The following is an 18,729-nucleotide window of genomic DNA, read 5'->3' as shown; positions in this document are numbered from 1 at the left end:
TCGCCGGTTTTCATACTACTGGATTAGCCGGTTGGCTGATCAGAAGTAGTAAACAGCACCAACTGCTGCGATAGACTGCTCGTCGCCAGAAGCGCCTTCCAGAGTGTACTCGTTAGCAGCGTCGGCACCAGACAGGTAGCCTTCGAAGTAAACGTACATGTGGTCAGACACGTTGTGCAGAGCCTGCAGAATGATGGTGTCGTTCTTGTCGCCAGAAGCGTCGTCGTCCAGCATCTGGTAAGACAGAGCGAACTGGTTAGCGCCCATGGTGTAAACACCCATTACACCAACGATATCGTTAACGTCTTTACGGGTCTGGTACTCACCGATCACGCTGAAATCGCCAGCGCTGTATGTAGCAGTCAGACCGTAGCTGTTTTCGTTGTTGGGGCCAGCGCCGCCGTCGTTGGAGTCAACACCGGCAGAGATTTCCAGGGCGTCAACTGCATAAGTAGCAACCAACTGGTACGGGTAAGACTTGTCAGAGCCACCCTTGGTGTCGTTGTCGCCGTTAACCTGAACAGCGGCAGACAGAGTCAGGCCACCGAAAGACGGGGACATGTACTGAACCAGATCGCCTTCGCCGGTCTCGTAGTTGGCAAAGATATCAGAACCAACCTCGTGGAAGTTACCAATCTTAACAATGGCACTTTCGTAAACAGAGTCGTCAGAGCCTACCCATACCTGACCGAAGCTGTCGCCTTTAACACCGATGTATGCCTCGTCCAAGCCATCGATACCGTTGCTGCTGGACTTGTCGTCAGCGTTGATGCCTTCGAGTTCCAGCTTGAAGAAACCAGTGATACCCGGAGCAATTTCGTGGTCATGCTTCACGCCCAGGGTAGAACCGTTATCAGCGTGCTCAACAGTGGAGCCAGCGCCATCAACGTTAGTGTGGGTCAGGACGTACTGGATGTTACCGTATACAGACGGCATTGAGTCCATTTTGGCGGCCAGCTCGGAAGCAGACATCTCAGACTGTGCGAAAACACTGCCAGAGAAGGTAGCGGCTGCAATAGCAGATGCGATGAGCGTTTTTTTCATGTTGCGTCTTCCTTTTTGAGTTAACTCAGGTTTTAGCGACGGGTTCTTATCCCGATTTTGTAAGGCTTCACCAGTCAGGCTGGATGAGGCCGATTCTGCATTACCCTTGTGTCAGTTTGATGACACACAAGTAACTTTTCTTCTTCTTCGGATAAATCTGAAAGATTCCAGATCTATACAGCTCAATCACTTACAGGATCTTCTTAAAGCCCTGAATGATGAAACTGTTTTAATACAATCATTCTCATTTTGCAAATTAACTGCGCTGCATTTTTAGCTCTTTTGGCACCAGAAACGCAATTATTTATGCGATTTGGCGCTCAGGAGCTCCGTTGCAGTTATATTTCAAATCCGAGGCCAGATTACCATTAACTCTTTATTAACAGCAGCTTGGCCCCTTAAAACTGCGCGCACACAAAGTCTCTGATGGTGATTTCGCACCATTGCAGGCCAGCATGGCGGCCTGCGCACAATACTAGTGCAACTACCTATTCACACCTTTGTCTATTCTCAAGCATGAAGGTGACAGGCCCGTCATTCGTTAACCCAACCTTCATATCCGCGCCAAACCTTCCTTCCCCTACTCTATCCGGCCCCAGGCGTGAAATTGCGTCTGCCACAAACGATTCATAAAGCCTGTTGGCGTCATCCGGCCCCGCAGCCAGGGAAAAACCGGGCCTGGTTCCGGAGGACGTATCGGCCGCCAAAGTGAACTGTGGAACAACAAGGAGGGAACCACCGATATCCAGCAGGCTGCGATTCATCCGCCCTGCGTCATCGGGAAACACACGGTAAGTGAGGATTTTTCGGCAAAGTTCCCTTGCCTCGCGCTCGCTATCTCCTTTCTCGACGCCCAGCAACAGCAAAAGGCCTTTGTCGATCGAGGCTATCTGCTCACCGCCCACGGTAACACTGGCTTGCGAAACTCGCTGGATCAATCCTTTCATCAACTGCCTTGAGGACGATTGAACAGGCAAAAATTAAGATCGGGCAAGAGTGTATCCATGCCAATTACCGGCCGCAACCCTCAAAACGCAATTCAGCCAGCACTTTTTTCAGTTTTCGCGACAACGGACTCAACACCGCGAATGAGCGCATCGACAATAGCTGGCTCCGATGCAGAGTGGCCCGCATCCCGAATGATCTGGAATTCTGCCTCGGGCCAGGCCTTACTGAGCGCCTGGGCATTATCCAGAGGACAAACCATATCGTAGCGTCCGTGTACGATAATCCCGGGAATGTCCGCCAGGCGGTGCGCATTGCGAAGGATCTGGTCAGACTCAAGAAAGGCAGCGTTCATGAAATAGTGGCATTCGATGCGGGCCAGCGCGATGGCTACATGGGGATGGCCGAAATGCTCAACTACCCTGGGGTTCGGATGCAGGGTTGCACACCTACCCTCCCAGATTGACCAGGCCTTGGCCGCCTGGATCTGCTCCAGCTCGTTGGTACTGGTCAATTTTCGGTAATAGGCTGCCACCATGTTATCGCGCTCGACTTCCGGAATTTGCGCCTCGAAGTCAGACCAGTAGTCCGGAAACACGCGGCTGGCCCCTTCCTGGTAGAACCACTGAATATCGCGGGGACGACAGAGAAATATGCCACGCAGAACCAGCCCGGACACTCGTTCCGGATGTGACTGGGCGTAAACAAGGCTCAGGGTCGACCCCCAACTGCCGCCGAACAGAAGCCACTTATCGATACCGAGGAACGAGCGTACCGCCTCCATATCCTCAACCAGCTTGTCGGTGCTGTTACCCTCGAGCTCTGCTAGCGGCGTGGAACGGCCGGCACCGCGCTGATCCATAAGAATAATCCGGAACCGCTCGGCATCGAAAAACCGCCGGTGATAGTCCTCGCACCCACCCCCCGGGCCACCATGAACAACGAGAACCGGCATCCCGTCGGGGTTTCCACTTTCTTCAACGTAGAGTTCATGCGGTGGATCAACGGCAATACGGTGCTGGGCGTTGGGTTTGATTTCCGGGTACAGGCTGAGCATGAAGCGCTCCGTTTAAAGGATTTATCCGGAGTTTAGCTTAAGCGAAAAGAAAGAGGCATTCCGTAGAGGGGAGTACAAAAGGAAATGGGGTCAGATGAAGACTTTCATCTGACCCCATAAAGACATTACTTCTTGCTGGCGCGCTTACGCTCGTTCTCGGTCAGAAGCTTCTTGCGCAGCCGGATGGACTTCGGCGTCACTTCCACCAGCTCATCGTCGTCAATGAACTCCAGCGCCTGCTCAAGCGTGAACTTGATGGGGGGCACCAGGCCAATGACTTCATCCTTGCCGGAGGCACGCATGTTGTCGAGCTTTTTAGCCTTAGTGGGGTTCACCACCAGGTCGTTGTCCCGGCTATGAATACCACACAGCTGCCCTTCATAGATCTCCTGCCCCGGATCCAGGAACAGCTTGCCGCGGCTCTGCAGGGTTTCCAGCGAGTAGGTCAGCGCGGTACCCGTAGCCATCGACACAATGACGCCGTTCTGGCGGCTGGTAACGTCCCCAACCTTGATCGGGCCATAGTGGCTGAACGTGGACGTAAGGATGCCGGTACCTGAGGTCATGGTCAGGAAGGTATTCCGGAAACCAATCAGGCCGCGAGCGGGAATGGTGTAGTCCAGACGCATCCGGCCCTTGCCATCCGGCACCATGTTGGTCAGGTCGCCCTTGCGCAGCCCCATTTGCTCCATGACGGCACCCTGGTGCTGCTCTTCGATATCCACGATAACGTTCTCGTACGGCTCCTGCTTTTCACCGTCCACTTCCTTGATAACCACTTCCGGCCGGCCAACCGCCAGCTCGAAGTTCTCGCGACGCATGTTCTCGATCAGAACGGACAGGTGCAACTCACCACGGCCGGATACCTTGAACTTGTCGGCAGAGTCACCTTCCTCAACACGCAGCGCAACGTTATGCAGCAGTTCTTTTTCCAGACGCTCCTTGATGTTCCGGCTGGTAACGTACTTGCCTTCCTTGCCGGCAAACGGCGAATCGTTGACCTGGAAGGTCATGGATACGGTCGGCTCATCCACCGTCAGTGCCGGCAGCGCTTCAACGTTGGCCTGGTCACAAAGGGTGTCGGAGATGAACAGCTCATCCATACCGCTGACACAGACAATGTCTCCAGCCTGGGCTTCGTCCACCTCGACCCGCTGCAGACCGGAATGCCCCATGATCTTTAGGATGCGGCCGTTGCGCTTTTTGCCGTTGGCGCCAATAGCGGTTACCGGCGAATTGGTCTTGATCTTGCCGCGCATGATACGGCCGATACCGATCACGCCAAGGAAGCTGTTGTAATCCAGCTGGGAAATCTGCATCTGGAACGGGCCGTCCGGGTCGACATTGGGTGCCGGGACATGGTCAACAATCGCCTGGAACACGGCATCCATGTTGTCATCCAGCTTTTCGTGATCCAGCCCGGCAATGCCGTTCAGGGCGCTGGCGTACACAATCGGGAAGTCCAACTGCTCGTCAGTGGCGCCCAGGTTGTCAAACAGGTCGAATACCTGATCCACAACCCAATCCGGACGGGCGCCAGGACGATCGATCTTGTTAACCACAACGATCGGACGCAGCCCCGCGGCAAACGCCTTCTGGGTAACGAAACGTGTCTGGGGCATGGGGCCGTCGATGGAATCAACAACCAGCAGCACGCAATCCACCATGCTCATGACCCGCTCAACTTCACCACCGAAATCTGCGTGGCCCGGTGTGTCGACAATATTGATGTCGTAGCCATTCCATTTCAGAGCGGTGTTTTTCGCCAGGATGGTAATGCCCCGCTCTTTTTCCTGATCATTGGAATCCATGACCCGCTCGCTATCGAGCTCTTTGCGCTCCAAAGTGCCTGACTGGCGCAAAAGCTGGTCTACGAGCGTGGTTTTACCATGGTCAACGTGGGCGATAATGGCGATATTACGAAGTTTCTCAATCACAAAAATATTCCTGCGGCATGCACTCAATGACCTGAGAAGGTCGTTCGCAGGGGGAATCCCAGCACATGCCGTCTCAAATCCGTAAAATGAACTCATTCACCGGAGCTGGCTGCCCGGCACCCTGCACGGTGCTTTCCGATCATGGACCTGAAAATGACAGGGTAAAAAATGAAGCGGCGCGCAGTATAGCGAAAAGTCTGTGTCGTTAATATGAAGAAAAACGCCTATTCTTCATACAGCGGGCGCGCACCTCATTGGGGCGACCACCTCATAAATGCACCAACAAGGTGCACCATTTGGGTGCAGGTTTTCGGTGGAGGGCGCATCATTTCCTTCTAATATGCCCCAAACCCTTGCAGTTGCGCCGTTCTGGCGCATGCCCTAAAAATTGGCAAGCGCCTTGCTTTATCGAAATCAGCCGAAATTTACAGGTAAGACGCAACGGCATTTGCTAAGCTGCGCAAACCTGAGAAACAGATCGGAACCCGATAACCCGGGCGATCCGGCGCCACGAACATGAATACAGCCGCCTGTGCGGTATAACTTACGGAGCATGCACAATGTCCAAGACAGTTGATTTGATCAAAGAACACGAAGTCAAATGGGTTGACCTGCGCTTCACTGACAGCCGCGGTAAAGAGCAGCACGTTACACTGCCTGCCACCGAAGTAGATGAAGACTTTTTCGCAGACGGCAAGATGTTTGACGGCTCCTCCATCGCGGGCTGGAAAGGCATCAACGAATCCGACATGATCCTGATGCCGGACGACGAGACTTCCGTACTCGATCCGTTCACCGAAGAGACCACAGTAAACATCACCTGCAACATCGTAGAGCCTTCTACTATGCAGGGTTACGAGCGTGACCCACGCTCCGTTGCCCGTCGCGCAGAGGAATACCTCAAGTCTACCGGCATCGCAGACGGTGCCCTGTTCGGCCCCGAGCCCGAGTTCTTCGTGTTTGACTCCGTAAAATGGAACGTCGACATGCAGGGTGCGATGTACCACATCCACTCTGAAGAAGCCGCCTGGGTTTCCGGCGAAGATTTCGATCGCAACAACATCGGTCACCGCCCGGGCGTAAAAGGCGGTTACTTCCCGGTTCCGCCGGTTGACAGCCTCCACGACCTGCGTGGCGCCATGTGTGCGGCCATGGAGTCCATGGGACTGGAAATCGAAGTGCACCACCACGAAGTGGGCACCGCTGGCCAGTGTGAAATCGGCGTTGGCGCCAACACTCTGACCCGCAAAGCAGACGAAGTTCAGATCCTGAAGTACTGCGTGCACAACGTGGCCCACGCCTACGGCAAGACCGCCACTTTTATGCCCAAGCCGGTTGTCGGCGATAACGGTTCCGGCATGCACGTTCACATGTCCCTGAGCAAAGACGGCAAGAACCTGTTTGCCGGTGACAGCTACGCTGGCCTGAGCGAAACCGCTCTGTACTACATCGGCGGTGTGATCAAGCACGCCAAGGCCATCAACGCCTTCACCAACAGCTCCACCAACTCTTACAAGCGTCTGGTTCCGGGCTTTGAAGCTCCGGTTATGCTGGCCTACTCTGCCCGTAACCGTTCAGCCTCTATCCGTATCCCGTATGTGAACAGCCCGAAAGCGCGTCGTATCGAAGTTCGCTTCCCTGATCCGTCTGCCAACCCGTACCTGGCGTTTGCAGCGCTGATGATGGCTGGCCTCGACGGTATCCAGAACAAGATCCACCCTGGCGATGCCATGGACAAGGATCTGTACGACCTGCCGAAAGAAGAAGCCCTGAGCATTCCGACCGTGGCCGAGACTCTGTCCGAAGCCCTGGACTGCCTGGAAGCAGATCACGAGTTCCTGACTCGTGGTGGCGTATTCACCGAAGACATGATCGCAGGCTACGTTGATCTGAAGCGCGGTGAAGTCGAGAAACTGAACATGACCACTCACCCGATCGAGTTCGACCTGTACTACTCCTGCTAACACCTCGCTTTAGAGGAAAGCAGACAAGCCCCGCCTTCGTGCGGGGCTTTTTTGTGAGCAGCCGCACAGTGCCTGGAGCCCTTAACGATATGTAACCAACATCAGGCTCTGCAGGCGTTGAAAAGACTCCGGGCGCCGCCGATAATCGAGGAAACCCAATAACAGGTGAGCTTATGAATCCAAAGTCTGGATTGGTTGCCGGCCTTTTCTTTTTGCTGGCGGTTCCCGTCTCTGCCGAGGTTTACCGAAATGTCGATGCCTACGGCAACGTCACCTACTCTGACGAGCCAAGCGAGGGCTCTGAAGCGGTCCAGGTCAAGCCAGTCACGACCATCACATTGCCCAAGCCAGAAGTTGTTCAGGAAACCGAAAAGCTGCGCGAAGAGGTGCAGCGGGAAGGCGCGGCTTACGACAGCGTCTCGTTCGCCTATCCAGACAACAATCAGGCGTTCCATAGTGGCAGCGGCGACGTACAGTTCGAGGTCCGTAGCACACCCGGGCTCCAGCCTGGTCACAAATACGAAGTCACGCTGGACGGGCAGCCAGTCGGCCAGAGTACTTCTGGCTCGATCACCGTCAACAACGTCTTCCGTGGAACCCATGAAGCCCGCGTCCACATCGTGGATGAAAACGGAGTTCAGGTGAAAACCGGCTCACCGATCACCTTCACCGTTCACCGCCCTTCCGCATTGAACTAACCAAACCTGCCTAACAATTCGCACTATTTTGGTGCTCACGCACCAGAAAAAAGCCATACTCTGATCAGCAACGGGGCGCATTTTCCGGACTGGTCAGAGGGATTTCTCCCATTTGCACCAGCTTACGGCACTTTTCAGCGCCAATAAGCCCCTCTGCCCGCACTTTGCCCACTCATTCGTGAACCGGGTTCAAAGTGGTTCGCTTTTTGCAAAACTCCGGAGGTCACACTATGTCGAACCAACGGGATTCACGCATGGCACTGCCTTCGGCCCATCAAACCGGATACAAGAGCATTCTCGACAGCCTCACTACCGCTGTCCTGGTGCTCGAGGACAATCTCAGCATCCGGTATCTCAACCCCGCCGCCGAAAGCCTGTTCGAAACCAGCATGACCCGCAGTCAGGGCCAACCCTTCCAGGACATTCTGGTGGAATCCGAAGACGCCCTGAAAACGCTTTTTGCCGCTGTACGGAACGGACAATCCTATACTCGCCGCGAGGCCGAGTTTCTCCTCACCAGCGGTTCCCGGCTTACGGTCGATTATTCCGTCACCCCCATCAGCCTGGAACCGACGGAACTCCTGATCGAGATCCAGCCGAGAGACAGGCTGATGCGTATCAGTCGTGAGGAAGACATCATCTCCCAGCAGGAGACCACCCGAATTCTGGTCCGGGGCATGGCCCACGAGATCAAGAACCCGCTTGGCGGCATCCGTGGTGCGGCGCAGCTTCTTGATCGGGAACTCAACAGTGAGGATCAACGGGAATACACCCGGGTCATCATCGACGAGGCGGATCGGCTCCGGAGCCTTGTGGACCGGATGCTGGGCCCGAACAAGGCATTGAAGCTGGCGCCGACCAATATTCATGAAATCCTCGAACGGGTAGGCACCTTGCTTGAGGCGGAAAGCAAGGGACGACTGAATTTCGAACGGGATTACGACCCCAGCATTCCCGAGTTCAAGGGTGACAAGGAACAACTGATTCAGGCGTTCCTGAACATCGCACGGAACGCCATGGAAGCAGCCTTCGAAAACCAGGCGAGCCACAGTTCCGACGAGCCGCCGACCATTACGTTCCGCACCCGCACCCTGCGTCAGTTCACCATTGGTAACCGACGCCACAGGCTCGTGTGCCGGGTCGACGTTATCGACAACGGCCCCGGCATTCCGCCGGAGCTGGTGCAGAACATTTTCTATCCGATGATCAGTGGCCGTGCCAGTGGCACCGGCCTGGGCCTTTCCATTACCCAGAGCATCATCGGCCAACACCGCGGACTGGTCGAATGCGAGAGCGAGCCAGGCCGAACCGACTTCATCATCTTCCTGCCTCTGGAGGACACCCCATGAGCCAACCGGCGAACGTCTGGATCATAGACGACGACCGCAGTATTCGCTGGGTGCTGGAGCGCGCCCTTAACCAGGCCGGTATGCAGCCCCGAGTTTTTGACAGTGGTGAAAGCATCATGATGCGGCTGGAACACGAACAGCCGGACGCCATCGTGAGCGATATCCGGATGCCCGGCGTCGACGGCATCACCCTGCTGTCCCAGATTGTGGACGTTCACCCGGACGTGCCTGTCATCATCATGACCGCACACTCGGATCTGGAGAGCGCCGTAACCAGCTACCAGACCGGTGCCTTCGAATACCTTCCCAAGCCATTCGATGTGGATGACGCGGTCGCACTGGTCAAGCGCGCCGTGGCCCACAGCCATGAAAAGCGTGCCAGTGGTGAACCCCAGGCCGAAATGTCCCAGCGCAACGCCGAAATCATCGGTGAAGCGCCTGCCATGCAGGAAGTCTTCCGGGCTATTGGCCGGCTTTCGCACTCCAACATCACGGTTCTCATCAACGGCGAAAGCGGCACGGGTAAGGAACTGGTGGCCCAGGCGCTGCACAATCACAGCCCCCGGGCGAACCATCCCTTCATTGCCCTGAACATGGCAGCCATTCCCAAAGACCTGATTGAATCCGAACTCTTCGGCCACGAAAAGGGTGCCTTCACCGGCGCTGGCGCCGCTCGCCAGGGCCGGTTCGAACAGGCCAACGGTGGCACCCTGTTCCTGGACGAAATCGGTGATATGCCCGCTGACACTCAGACCCGCCTCCTGCGGGTTCTGGCCGATGGCGAGTTCTACCGGGTAGGCGGCACAACCCCGATCAAGGTGGATGTGCGCATCATCGCGGCAACCCACCAGGACCTGGAGAAACTGGTGCAGGCAGGCACCTTCCGGGAAGACCTGTTCCACCGCCTAAACGTCATTCGCGTGCACTTGCCCAAGCTCGCCGAGCGCCGGGAAGACATCCCCCGCCTGATGCAGCACTTCCTGAAACGGGCGGCCAAAGAGCTGGCCGTCGAGCCCAAGATCCTGCGCGAAGAGGCCGAAGAATACCTCACCACCCTGCCCTGGCCCGGCAACGTCCGCCAGCTGGAGAACACCTGCCGATGGCTGACAGTGATGGCCAGCGGCCGCGAGATCCACATTGATGACTTGCCACCCGAGTTATTACACCAGGCCGAGACACCAACCACCGGAGCAACCTGGCAGGAAGGCCTGAAAAACTGGGCCGAACAGGAACTGAAGCGTGGCAAGAAGGGAATTCTCGATACGGCCGTGCCCGAGTTCGAGAAAATCATGATTGAAACAGCCCTGAAGCACACCGGTGGCCGTCGACGGGATGCCTCCATCCTGCTGGGATGGGGCCGGAACACGCTCACCCGGAAAATCAACGAGCTGGGGATGGATCATCCGGAACACGAGGAAGACTGACGATTGGCGAACCGCCGGGGTTCGTTGATGTTTTGGGGCAGGACTCGCGTCCTGCCCTTTTTTATCGTTCCTGCCAGTAGATCACGCGGTCGTGGCCGCGATAGACGCCGAACGTTGCCAGCCCAAGCGGATCCTCAAGAACGCCATCATCATTCCAGTCAAACTCCAGCCAGGCGTCGACATTCCAGACCAAAGAATCGGTCCCACGGGTACCGTTGGGCACGAGTTCCAGCGGCGTGGCCTCGCCCATGGAGAAGTTGCCGCTTGAAGGCGCACTGGCACTGAGCGAATGGTGATTTGCCGAATTGGTCAAATCAGTTGTATTCCAGATCGTGCAGCTATCATTTGTGTGGGTCATGAAACTTGCCCCATCCCAGTACTCAAGCCTGAACGGCATTGCGAGCGACCCGATATTTTCCGGGCCATAAACGTTCTCCAGAGTGAATCGGCCAAACCGGACATCAAAAGCGGCCGCGGGTGTAAACAGGTATGGTGCAGCGGCGGCTGCCACACCATCAGAGTCAGTCAGGCTGGTCACCGAAAACTCAAGCTGTGGCACAAATGGCGCTATCCGGGAATCGGAGGTCTTGTTATAAACGAAGCGGTCCGACGCCGAGAAATCATAAAGCATCACCCCTGAACCCAGCGAAGACACCGGAGCCGTGAGGTTGCCGCCGACCTCGGTTGGCGAAAGCGCCATAAACGCGCCAGCCGTGTCGACAGCGGCAGTATCGGACGTTGGATACGAGCGATTGATATCGGAGGCGACGAGCCTTTGGAATCCAGTGAATGTGTAATTCCGTGTTCGGGTTCCCTGCACCGACAAAGGCTCAATGGTCAGAGAAGGTGTAACCAGCCATTCGAACGCCTGTCCGGTGTAAACAAAAGCTGAACCCGTCGTACACTGGGCCTCAAACTCGCCGGGATCGACCGATACCCGAAAGCGGTCCGGGTAAAAGCGTCCGATTGGAACACTTTGCCCACCGGGCACGTCTCGCCCGAGGTAGCTTCCTGGCACGGGCGAAGCTTCAAAACGAAAAACACCTACCTCTGAGACCTCGGCTGCCACAATTTCTTCTGCCGAGGAGGATCTGGTGTGGGAGTAGCTGACGGGTGATACTGAACCGGGTGCCCCACCAGCAGGTTGAACCAGGCTGGAAGACAAGGGTATATCCAGTAACCGGAAATTGGGCGTAATCGGATTGCCCTGACACAGATCACCATCGCCGTTCTGCTCCCAACCCACAGCGGTGATCGAAAGATCAAACGTCTGTCCCGCTTTCCGGAATGCAGGACAGGTCGCGTTTCCGGCCGGGCAATCACCCGCGGATGTCACACAAAAACCTGCCGGAATACTGACAAAACTGTCTGCGCCTGGCATTTGTAAACCGTCGTCGCCGGTTGCTGCCGAGCCGAGGTAGAGGGCATTCAGGTTCATCAGGCCTGCGTCAGGATAAACAACATCCACCTCTGCGATACCGCCCGCACCAAACTGCAGACTGATCGGCGTCGCGTTGGCCTGGCCGGAACCAACCGCCGCGTTTTCAACGAAAACCGGTCGGCTTTCCGGGCGCCCCGAGGGGCCTGGATCAACATACGTCGACCAGAAACGAACCTCCCGCTGGACATTCTCGAAAGCCGGAACGCACGCACCAGTCTGGTTATCTCGCCGCACGGCGCTCACCTGGATTGAGGTGGCTGGCCGGTGCGAGGTCAGATCCGGTACATCGAAGGCAAGCCCGGCATCAAGGAAAGGCAGTTCACAAGCTGTGGTCGAAACGTTACCACTTCCATTGTCACACAGGGTCTGAGTAAATGCCTTCGTTGAAGGGTTTGAAGATGCAATCCCCAGGCTTGCCGTTCCCGCTGTAGTAATCTGCAGCTGGCGAGTGGTCTGGCCGCCACTGAATGAAAAACTGTCGCCGCCGACCCAACCCGACGGATTGAGCGTTACATCCACCGGGTCCGTAAAAAGCACACTGCAATCGGCATTTTCACAAGCTCTGAGCGTGATCGCTTCCGGCTGGCACGTCAGTGCTGTGCCGTCATGCACGAATTCGAAGTGATCAACCAGCTTACCGACCGGGTTCAGCTTTTCAGCGCAAAGTTGCAGATTATCCAGCTCGTGGATGTTGGTGGAACCACCGGTTGAACCAGTCAAAGAAAGGTAGAAATTTTGAGGCGTTACCGGTTGATTCGGGAAACTGCTCAGGTCCAGTTGAACAAGCTGCTGGAAATTATTACCAGTTCCCGAAACATCCCGCTCGACGGAAACAATCGGCCCCACACCGCCTCTCGAGTCCACAATAATCCGGTACCGATGAGGCGTTGGATTATTACCTGGCTGGTCGATTCCCGGGTTCAGGGAACCGGTTCCTCCCAGGTACTGGTAGTTGCTCTGGGCAGCGCCACGGATAGCAACCGCATCACGAACAAAGCCAATACCGCCCACGCGCCCTTCAGTGGCGTTGGAAAAGTTACCGAATTCATCCAGGCCAATGCCCAGCCAACCGCCCGCGAATCCGGGGTCGCCATTGTTGCGTTGGGCATATCCAAGGGACCCCCCGAAGCTCCCGGGCTGAGGGGTAACCGACGCATCCGACAGCACAACCGTCAGGCCGTCCGCCCCGTTGCCACCGTACGCAAAGTAGTCGAATTCAAGCCGCACATAATTGTCCGCTCCCGGAATCAGGTTCTGGAACGTTGCGGCCGTCGCCTGGTTGCCAGCGGCCTCTGTCATCCGCAGGCGACCGTTGACAATACCGGGCGTGAAGCTGCCACTGGATACATTGGTTATCCAGTCATCCGGCGACAGGGTACCCGTACCAAAGGTATCACCTGCACAAGTCAGCGGTGACGAAGAGCCATCAATTACCACATCGTCGATGTGCCAGAAATCGAAGTTGCCGCTGTTGCCTGAGTCCTGAACAAAACGTATGCGGAAGTCGGTATGAAAGGCATCGGGCGGCAGTGTGAAGACAACATCGCCGGACTCACCGCTGGTTCCGTTACCGGGGTATCGGTCAATCAGTTCCCAGTTGCCGGCATCATCAAGATATTCGACCCGCAGGTCCTCGCTGCCATCGGGATCCTCACTGAAGGCATCATCGCCCCGCCTCCACCAATAGGAGACGGTGCCCGTTGTCAGGCCGGAAAGGTCGAGAGGGTCAAGCGTGACTTCGGCGAAGCCGCTCGAGGTAAACAGGGAACGCACGGGACTCTTGCTGGTTTGCGAACTGATCCCAGCATCACCGCCGGACGATGTCACCACAGACCAATCCGGTCCGAGAGAACTGCGCTCGAAATCATCACAAAACAGGGCCGTTAATGTGCTGCAGAAGCCGCCCGTCTCTTCATTACCGACAACAAAAAAGGCCCCCGGATCAGAGAGGTTGTTGTAGTGGGTTCTCAGCCAGCCGCCAGACCGGGCCCCTGTTGAGATCCGGATCTCATCAACGTCGCCATTCAGAATGGTTTCACCGTTGCCCTGAACGATGCCATACCCGGATCTGTAAGGCTGAGAGGTTACGTTGAGGGTTCTGCCGGAACAGTCGTTATCGGCTGCAACCTGTTGCCCGTTGATGTAAGCGCGGGTCGTGGTCCCGTCGAAACTGATGGCGTAATGAGCCCACCCGGTAGTGGCGCTACCGCCATCGAACCACGCCTCGGTGTTACCGCAGGTCACCCCCCACGTAACACCGTTGTTCTGCCTTACGGCAATGCGGAACAAGTAGTTGGCGCCCCAACCAATGACATTGCCTTTCCAGAGAATCGGATGATGATCGTTTCCGGACTGATTGCCGGAAACCCTTGCCCAGGCTTCGGCCGTGAAACTTGTCGATAAGCCGGGGTCGCCGAAATCGAAAAAACGTACCGCCGGGTCTTCAGATTGCCCATTGGCGAACTGCCCCGGGTGCGCTCTTGCGCCGGCGACGATCCCGTTATTGAGATACGTCGGGTAGTTGTTGCCCTGTCCCAGCAGATCGCCACCGTTCAGGTTGGCTGTCGAATCCTCCAAAGTGGTCTGCCGACCTCCTGACTCTTCCAGGTGGTGAACCATCTGGAAATCATTATCCCAGGCACCAACTGGATTCGACTGGTTTGCCGCTGCGGGATTGCCGTAATACAGATACAGGTTGGTATTGGCGGATGCCGACAGAGTTGGTATCCGGATCCAGGCGACAAGCTCACCGGTAGAACCGTTATAGCGTTCCAGCTCATGGTCAAGTTGGGTCCCATCCTCAAGCGCAAAAACGATATCGTCTCCATCCACTTGGGCGGAATTGGCCAGATCGGCGTCTGTCGCCCTGAACATGACCGCAAAATCTGCCTGGTCACCCACCACCTGGCTGGCCTGGATCTGAATCGCCTTTCGGTAATTCCAGTCAGGATTGAACCAGGCGGCCTCAGAAACTGCGGTCCAGGCCATTAAAACCAGAAGAGCGAGAAAACCGGATATCGGACGGTTGGTTCGGATCCACTTCATCTGACACGCACCTCAATTATCCGCACAGCCCGATCGGGTCCACTGCCACACTGTCCCGTGCTGGAAATCGAAAAAACCGTGTTGCCACCCGGGCCACTGATGTTCTCCGTGACGGATTCACAACTGAGCGCAGCGCTACAGCCGTTGAGCCCTGTTGCCGAAAAAGAAAGAGGGGTTGTCAAGGCACTGCAGTCGCTGGACTCAAGCACATCCCTCACGGCCACCTGCGCGCCGCTCTCGGCTGCATAGAACGCTCTCTGGGACTGAATCTGCAGACTGACAGATTCACCGCTGGCCTGCTGGAGTTGAGCCATACCGATGACCAGAAGAGCCAGGACAGTAATGATGAACAAGGCGACAGGTAAACCAGCGCCGCCCTGATTAGCCATATTATGAGGTTCACGGTACATTGCGGATCTGCACCTCCTGGCTGATATCCGTAGTCTCACCGGAATCAAAATCCTCCAGTACAAATCCGAACGACACCACCGCCCCACGTTGAAGGCTGGGCGGCGTCACCTGGAAATCCAGCGAGTTGTTCGCCAGTGTCGCGGCCATGACTTCCCGATCCGGATAACTCGATGGCAGGCCCGATGCCGGTGTGGCGTTGATTCCATAGTCCCTGTAACGATACAGGTACCGACCCACCTGACAGACAGACACCGGCTCGCCGACAATGTAAAACCGGCGCTCCGGCGACTGTGCCGAGAATCGGTGTGTGGCCCCCGAATCAAATGTGACGGTTACTGGCGAAGCACCGGTGGGCATCGTCGCCGGTGGCGAGATCGGCCCCGGACTGCCCAGGCTGTAAACGTCGGAACCGTAGCCATAGACCACCACCCGTCCCGAAGCGGATGCGCCTCCTGGAAGAGGGACAGCGCGAAATGAATTCGGTGTTGCGCCTCGGGGAAGGTCGAGATAGTTGGACGCCGCCAGGATTGGCATCCACTCAAGACAGGTTCCACTGACATTGGTTCTGATGGATGTGGGAAGCGCCTCGCGAACCTCGCGGCTGATCTGCTCACTGATCACCACGCCCGCCAGAGAACGCTGCTGCCGGGAGCTTACGTCCAACGCGCCCTGCGTGGACAGACTGACAAAGCGGACCGAGATGGTGGCCACAATCGCCAGCAATACGATCACAATGACCAGTTCAACGAGGGTAAAGCCGCGACACCGGTGCATCAGAAGTTGGCCCGGTATGCGGTGAATGAAAAGGTCTGATTGCCGGGGGCCGTGATATCGAGATCAACCCGTTTGGCTTCTTCCGCGGGCAAGCCAACTTCCGTTCCTGCGCAGGTGACAGTGATCGAGATGGAAAAACCGGAATAGCCACTCAGGGCAGAACCTGTGGCTGTCGATGGAGCCCCGGTAAGACCGTCGTAGTCGTCAACATCGTCAAAAGTGGCCCGGCCCTCGGAACCTTCCGGACCAATGGAACAGGCCCCCGAAAACTTGGGAAATCCGCCCTGGGGCGTCTGATCATCGTATTTCTGGGTCAGAATTTCATCCATGTAGAGCTGGGCCAGCTTAACCGCGCGGGTCTGATTCAGCGGATCCGCGCTGCGCCCAGTGATAAGCGCGAACGCACCAACCACACCGGCAATGGCCACACTGATAATCACGATTGTGATCACCAGCTCCACCAGGGTTGCGCCGGTTTGAGTAGGCCTCATGACTGGCAGCTCCCGGCGTATACCGCGCCCAATGAACTGAGACACGTCTGGAAGGTACTGTCGCCCGAAAAAGTGAACTGCAGATTGGTACCGGTTGAAGGCGCTCCTTTGCTGTCAAAGGTCAGCGTCAATGGCAACCCGCCCGGTGCTGAAAGGCTGGTGCCCTCCCGGGGTATCTCGAAGGTACGCGGATTGCCGGAACCGGCACCCACGATAAATCGGAAATTATCTCCACCCTGCTCGATAGTGAGGGTGTTGGCGGGATTCCCCGCCAACGCTGCCTGCTGGGCAAGCAGCGTGGCGGAGGCAAGTTGCTGGGTAGCCAGCAAGGGGGAGAAGGCCGAGCGGCTGGCGAACAGGCCAATGCCCAGAGCGGAGAGGACTCCGATCAGGATGATGACCGTTACCAGCTCTACGAGAGTAAATCCCGATTCTCTCTGGGCGTTTTTCATTTTCATGCCCCTACCAGCTCCTAGTGTGGGAGCTGCACAGAAAGCGCTATCCCCAAGGCCACCACTATCGGATTTATTGCATCAACATCCACTTACAGTCGGTGCTGTTGCATTACCCGTAAGGGCATCGTAATTGAAGCTGCAGTTTGTTATCGCATTACCGTCGGAATCCTTTAGAGAAACGACTGCTGTGGTAGCGGTAGTAGCATCAGGAGTTACATCAAACTCCGAACTTAGCTGAGCCGCATCTACAATACCCGAAACAGAGGGATAACCATTTGTGGCGTTCATAGCAACCGAGGTTCCATCCAGCGTGACCGAGGTAGATGAAGAGTCTCCGTCAGCCACCCAGCGTGCATGAGCTATCGAAGCCGCAGACCGAACGGATCCAGCAGCACCATTGATGGTTGCAACGCGCGCTTCGTTAGTAAAATTAGCAAATCTTGGCAAAGCAAACGCCGCCAAAATCCCCAGAATTACAATCACCATAACCAGTTCGATCAGGGTGAAGCCTTTTTCTTTTCTTGCCGCAATGGCTGTCATCGCTTTCATGGTATTACTCCGTTTTTATCGCCAGTTGGCTTCGAGGTTTATCAGTTAATGGTTGTGGTTATTTCGCCAGTGTCCGCATCATACGCAATGGTGCTGCCCTGGTTGTCTGCCTGATAGGTAAAGACACAATCACCACCAGTGATCGAAATCAGATATTCGGCTGGCGCTGTCGTGCTCACGGTCGGCGCATTGGATTGCAGAACCCCAAGCCAGACCTCTTCGCACTTGGTGGCATCCATTGTGGTCCCGGTATCGTCTGAAGCAACGGAGGTCGGCCAGCCGTCATCACTGACATCGACATTGTCGTTGCCGAAGCCCACCACATCCGTTTCTGCTGCGGTGAAGCCGTTGGATACCCACTGGGTTTTGGCCAACGCCACACCCGCTGCCAGGGCCCCGGCAGTTGCGCGAATGCTGGACTGATGCGCCTGCTCGGACAGCTGGGCGAACCGTGGCAATGCGAACGCCGCCAAGATCGCAAGTATGGCAATAACCACCACCAGCTCGATCAGGGTGAACCCCTGTTGTTTGTTCTGCCTGCAATCCCGTTTCATTACATCGACCTCTTTACGGTTTGATTCGTCCGTTTGGTCAGCGTTGGGCATCCTGCGTTTGCGCTGCTTCTTCTGTCAACGACACCGGGGCGAGTTTTAGCCCCGTCAGCCGTTCTTCCTGCTCCCGCGCACCATTCCCGTTGCGGTCTGCAAATTCCGTTGTCACTGCCCAGGCCAGAGGCTGCTCCTGGTTGGCTTGCCGACTGTCTATGGTTATCGGCTGCCCCGGTTTATAAATTAACCAGCCTTTGGGCCCGTATTCTGTTTCTTTTTGTTCGCTTACCCGGAAACACCAGGTTGCCGGCGCCAGTTTTTCGCCCTGGCATCGCCCAGCGTAATTACCCCACTGGTGCTCCACCAGCTCAAACGGGTTGATGCCCCTGTGCTCAGCAAGACGGCCGTCACGGCTCAGCATTACCTCTGCACCCTTGATCACCAGGGCCGATCTGAGCTGGCCGATCACCATGTTGGCGGCCCGTTCTTCGGCATTTCGGCTTTCTCGTTCCAACACGCCGAGCAGGAACCACCAGAGCACTCCCAGTACGGCCAACACCACCGCGAAGCGGAACCTGCGCGACATCGCCAGTCCGC

At 56.4% G+C, this 18,729-nt stretch carries 16 protein-coding genes; 4 read left to right on the top strand and 12 right to left on the bottom strand.

All coding sequences use genetic code 11. The features are described 5' to 3' along the window. Positions 1–39: 39 nt before the first annotated feature. The 4 genes from NUW46_RS03645 to typA form a co-directional block, all read right to left on the bottom strand. Positions 40–1,044: a porin gene (locus NUW46_RS03645; RefSeq protein ID WP_222466522.1), complete on the bottom strand. Its 1,005-nt coding sequence runs from the start codon at positions 1,042–1,044 to the stop codon at positions 40–42. Positions 1,045–1,532: 488 nt separating this feature from the next. Next, positions 1,533–1,991 (bottom strand): D-aminoacyl-tRNA deacylase, encoded by a 459-nt coding sequence (dtd, locus tag NUW46_RS03640; protein ID WP_069185110.1) that lies wholly within the window; start codon positions 1,989–1,991, stop codon positions 1,533–1,535. Positions 1,992–2,083: 92 nt separating this feature from the next. Next, on the bottom strand, positions 2,084–3,046 hold the full coding sequence (pip, locus tag NUW46_RS03635) for a prolyl aminopeptidase (RefSeq protein ID WP_222466520.1): 963 nt from the start codon (positions 3,044–3,046) through the stop codon (positions 2,084–2,086). 125 nt (positions 3,047–3,171) lie between these two features. Continuing rightward, on the bottom strand, positions 3,172–4,983 hold the full coding sequence (gene typA / locus NUW46_RS03630) for a translational GTPase TypA (protein ID WP_069185108.1): 1,812 nt from the start codon (positions 4,981–4,983) through the stop codon (positions 3,172–3,174). Positions 4,984–5,543: 560 nt separating this feature from the next. Between typA and glnA the strand changes: the two genes are divergently transcribed. The 4 genes from glnA to ntrC all read left to right on the top strand — a co-directional run bounded on the left by glnA (position 5,544) and on the right by ntrC (position 10,418). Next, the gene (glnA, locus tag NUW46_RS03625) at positions 5,544–6,947 is read left to right on the top strand and encodes a glutamate--ammonia ligase (RefSeq protein WP_069185107.1); all 1,404 of its coding nucleotides are present in this window, start codon (positions 5,544–5,546) and stop codon (positions 6,945–6,947) included. Between the two features lie 173 nt (positions 6,948–7,120). After that, positions 7,121–7,645, top strand: a complete 525-nt coding sequence (locus NUW46_RS03620; protein WP_136630003.1) for a DUF4124 domain-containing protein — start codon at positions 7,121–7,123, stop codon at positions 7,643–7,645. A 254-nt stretch (positions 7,646–7,899) separates the two neighbouring features. Next, positions 7,900–8,994: a nitrogen regulation protein NR(II) gene (gene glnL / locus NUW46_RS03615; RefSeq protein WP_069185105.1), complete on the top strand. Its 1,095-nt coding sequence runs from the start codon at positions 7,900–7,902 to the stop codon at positions 8,992–8,994. Beyond that, a complete protein-coding gene (gene ntrC, locus NUW46_RS03610) occupies positions 8,991–10,418 on the top strand; it encodes a nitrogen regulation protein NR(I) (RefSeq protein ID WP_153634797.1) in 1,428 nt (475 codons plus the stop codon). Before glnL ends, ntrC begins: the two co-directional genes overlap by 4 nt. A 61-nt stretch (positions 10,419–10,479) precedes the next feature. On the opposite strand, the gene NUW46_RS03605 is transcribed toward ntrC, so the two are convergent. The 8 genes from NUW46_RS03605 to NUW46_RS03570 form a co-directional block, all read right to left on the bottom strand. Then, positions 10,480–14,904: a DUF2341 domain-containing protein gene (locus tag NUW46_RS03605; RefSeq protein WP_418141377.1), complete on the bottom strand. Its 4,425-nt coding sequence runs from the start codon at positions 14,902–14,904 to the stop codon at positions 10,480–10,482. Next, positions 14,901–15,314: a hypothetical protein gene (locus NUW46_RS03600; RefSeq protein ID WP_305967111.1), complete on the bottom strand. Its 414-nt coding sequence runs from the start codon at positions 15,312–15,314 to the stop codon at positions 14,901–14,903. Before NUW46_RS03600 ends, NUW46_RS03605 begins: the two co-directional genes overlap by 4 nt. Then, entirely contained in the window at positions 15,304–16,089 is a 786-nt protein-coding gene (locus tag NUW46_RS03595) for a PulJ/GspJ family protein (protein ID WP_418141376.1), read from the bottom strand. Before NUW46_RS03595 ends, NUW46_RS03600 begins: the two co-directional genes overlap by 11 nt. Continuing rightward, a complete protein-coding gene (locus NUW46_RS03590) occupies positions 16,089–16,580 on the bottom strand; it encodes a type IV pilus modification PilV family protein (protein ID WP_153634800.1) in 492 nt (163 codons plus the stop codon). Before NUW46_RS03590 ends, NUW46_RS03595 begins: the two co-directional genes overlap by 1 nt. Continuing rightward, entirely contained in the window at positions 16,577–17,038 is a 462-nt protein-coding gene (locus NUW46_RS03585; protein ID WP_418141375.1) for a type II secretion system protein, read from the bottom strand. The genes NUW46_RS03590 and NUW46_RS03585 overlap by 4 nt, the downstream gene beginning before the upstream one ends. Before the next feature lie 75 nt (positions 17,039–17,113). Next, positions 17,114–17,584 (bottom strand): type II secretion system protein, encoded by a 471-nt coding sequence (locus tag NUW46_RS03580; RefSeq protein ID WP_141697248.1) that lies wholly within the window; start codon positions 17,582–17,584, stop codon positions 17,114–17,116. A gap of 41 nt (positions 17,585–17,625) precedes the next feature. Next, positions 17,626–18,138 (bottom strand): prepilin-type N-terminal cleavage/methylation domain-containing protein, encoded by a 513-nt coding sequence (locus NUW46_RS03575; protein ID WP_418141374.1) that lies wholly within the window; start codon positions 18,136–18,138, stop codon positions 17,626–17,628. A 37-nt stretch (positions 18,139–18,175) separates the two neighbouring features. Further along, entirely contained in the window at positions 18,176–18,718 is a 543-nt protein-coding gene (locus NUW46_RS03570) for a hypothetical protein (RefSeq protein ID WP_418141372.1), read from the bottom strand. Positions 18,719–18,729: the final 11 nt, after the last annotated feature.

The organism is Marinobacter sp. MA (assembly GCF_048298425.1).
Taxonomy (GTDB): Bacteria; Pseudomonadota; Gammaproteobacteria; order Pseudomonadales; family Oleiphilaceae; genus Marinobacter; species Marinobacter salsuginis.
Note: the sequence above shows the minus strand (reverse complement) of the source record. Positions and strands in the feature narration are given on the sequence as shown.

What these genes read in the sequence shown, in the direction of transcription:
- NUW46_RS03645 (WP_222466522.1), bottom strand. Translation starts at nt 1,044, where the DNA reads ATGAAAAAAACGCTCATCGCATCTGCTATTGCAGCCGCTACCTTCTCT.
- dtd (WP_069185110.1), bottom strand. Translation starts at nt 1,991, where the DNA reads ATGAAAGGATTGATCCAGCGAGTTTCGCAAGCCAGTGTTACCGTGGGC.
- pip (WP_222466520.1), bottom strand. Translation starts at nt 3,046, where the DNA reads ATGCTCAGCCTGTACCCGGAAATCAAACCCAACGCCCAGCACCGTATT.
- glnA (WP_069185107.1), top strand. Translation starts at nt 5,544, where the DNA reads ATGTCCAAGACAGTTGATTTGATCAAAGAACACGAAGTCAAATGGGTT.
- NUW46_RS03620 (WP_136630003.1), top strand. Translation starts at nt 7,121, where the DNA reads ATGAATCCAAAGTCTGGATTGGTTGCCGGCCTTTTCTTTTTGCTGGCG.
- glnL (WP_069185105.1), top strand. Translation starts at nt 7,900, where the DNA reads ATGGCACTGCCTTCGGCCCATCAAACCGGATACAAGAGCATTCTCGAC.
- ntrC (WP_153634797.1), top strand. Translation starts at nt 8,991, where the DNA reads ATGAGCCAACCGGCGAACGTCTGGATCATAGACGACGACCGCAGTATT.
- NUW46_RS03605 (WP_418141377.1), bottom strand. Translation starts at nt 14,904, where the DNA reads ATGAAGTGGATCCGAACCAACCGTCCGATATCCGGTTTTCTCGCTCTT.
- NUW46_RS03600 (WP_305967111.1), bottom strand. Translation starts at nt 15,314, where the DNA reads ATGTACCGTGAACCTCATAATATGGCTAATCAGGGCGGCGCTGGTTTA.
- NUW46_RS03595 (WP_418141376.1), bottom strand. Translation starts at nt 16,089, where the DNA reads ATGCACCGGTGTCGCGGCTTTACCCTCGTTGAACTGGTCATTGTGATC.
- NUW46_RS03590 (WP_153634800.1), bottom strand. Translation starts at nt 16,580, where the DNA reads ATGAGGCCTACTCAAACCGGCGCAACCCTGGTGGAGCTGGTGATCACA.
- NUW46_RS03585 (WP_418141375.1), bottom strand. Translation starts at nt 17,038, where the DNA reads ATGAAAATGAAAAACGCCCAGAGAGAATCGGGATTTACTCTCGTAGAG.
- NUW46_RS03580 (WP_141697248.1), bottom strand. Translation starts at nt 17,584, where the DNA reads ATGAAAGCGATGACAGCCATTGCGGCAAGAAAAGAAAAAGGCTTCACC.
- NUW46_RS03575 (WP_418141374.1), bottom strand. Translation starts at nt 18,138, where the DNA reads ATGAAACGGGATTGCAGGCAGAACAAACAACAGGGGTTCACCCTGATC.
- NUW46_RS03570 (WP_418141372.1), bottom strand. Translation starts at nt 18,718, where the DNA reads ATGTCGCGCAGGTTCCGCTTCGCGGTGGTGTTGGCCGTACTGGGAGTG.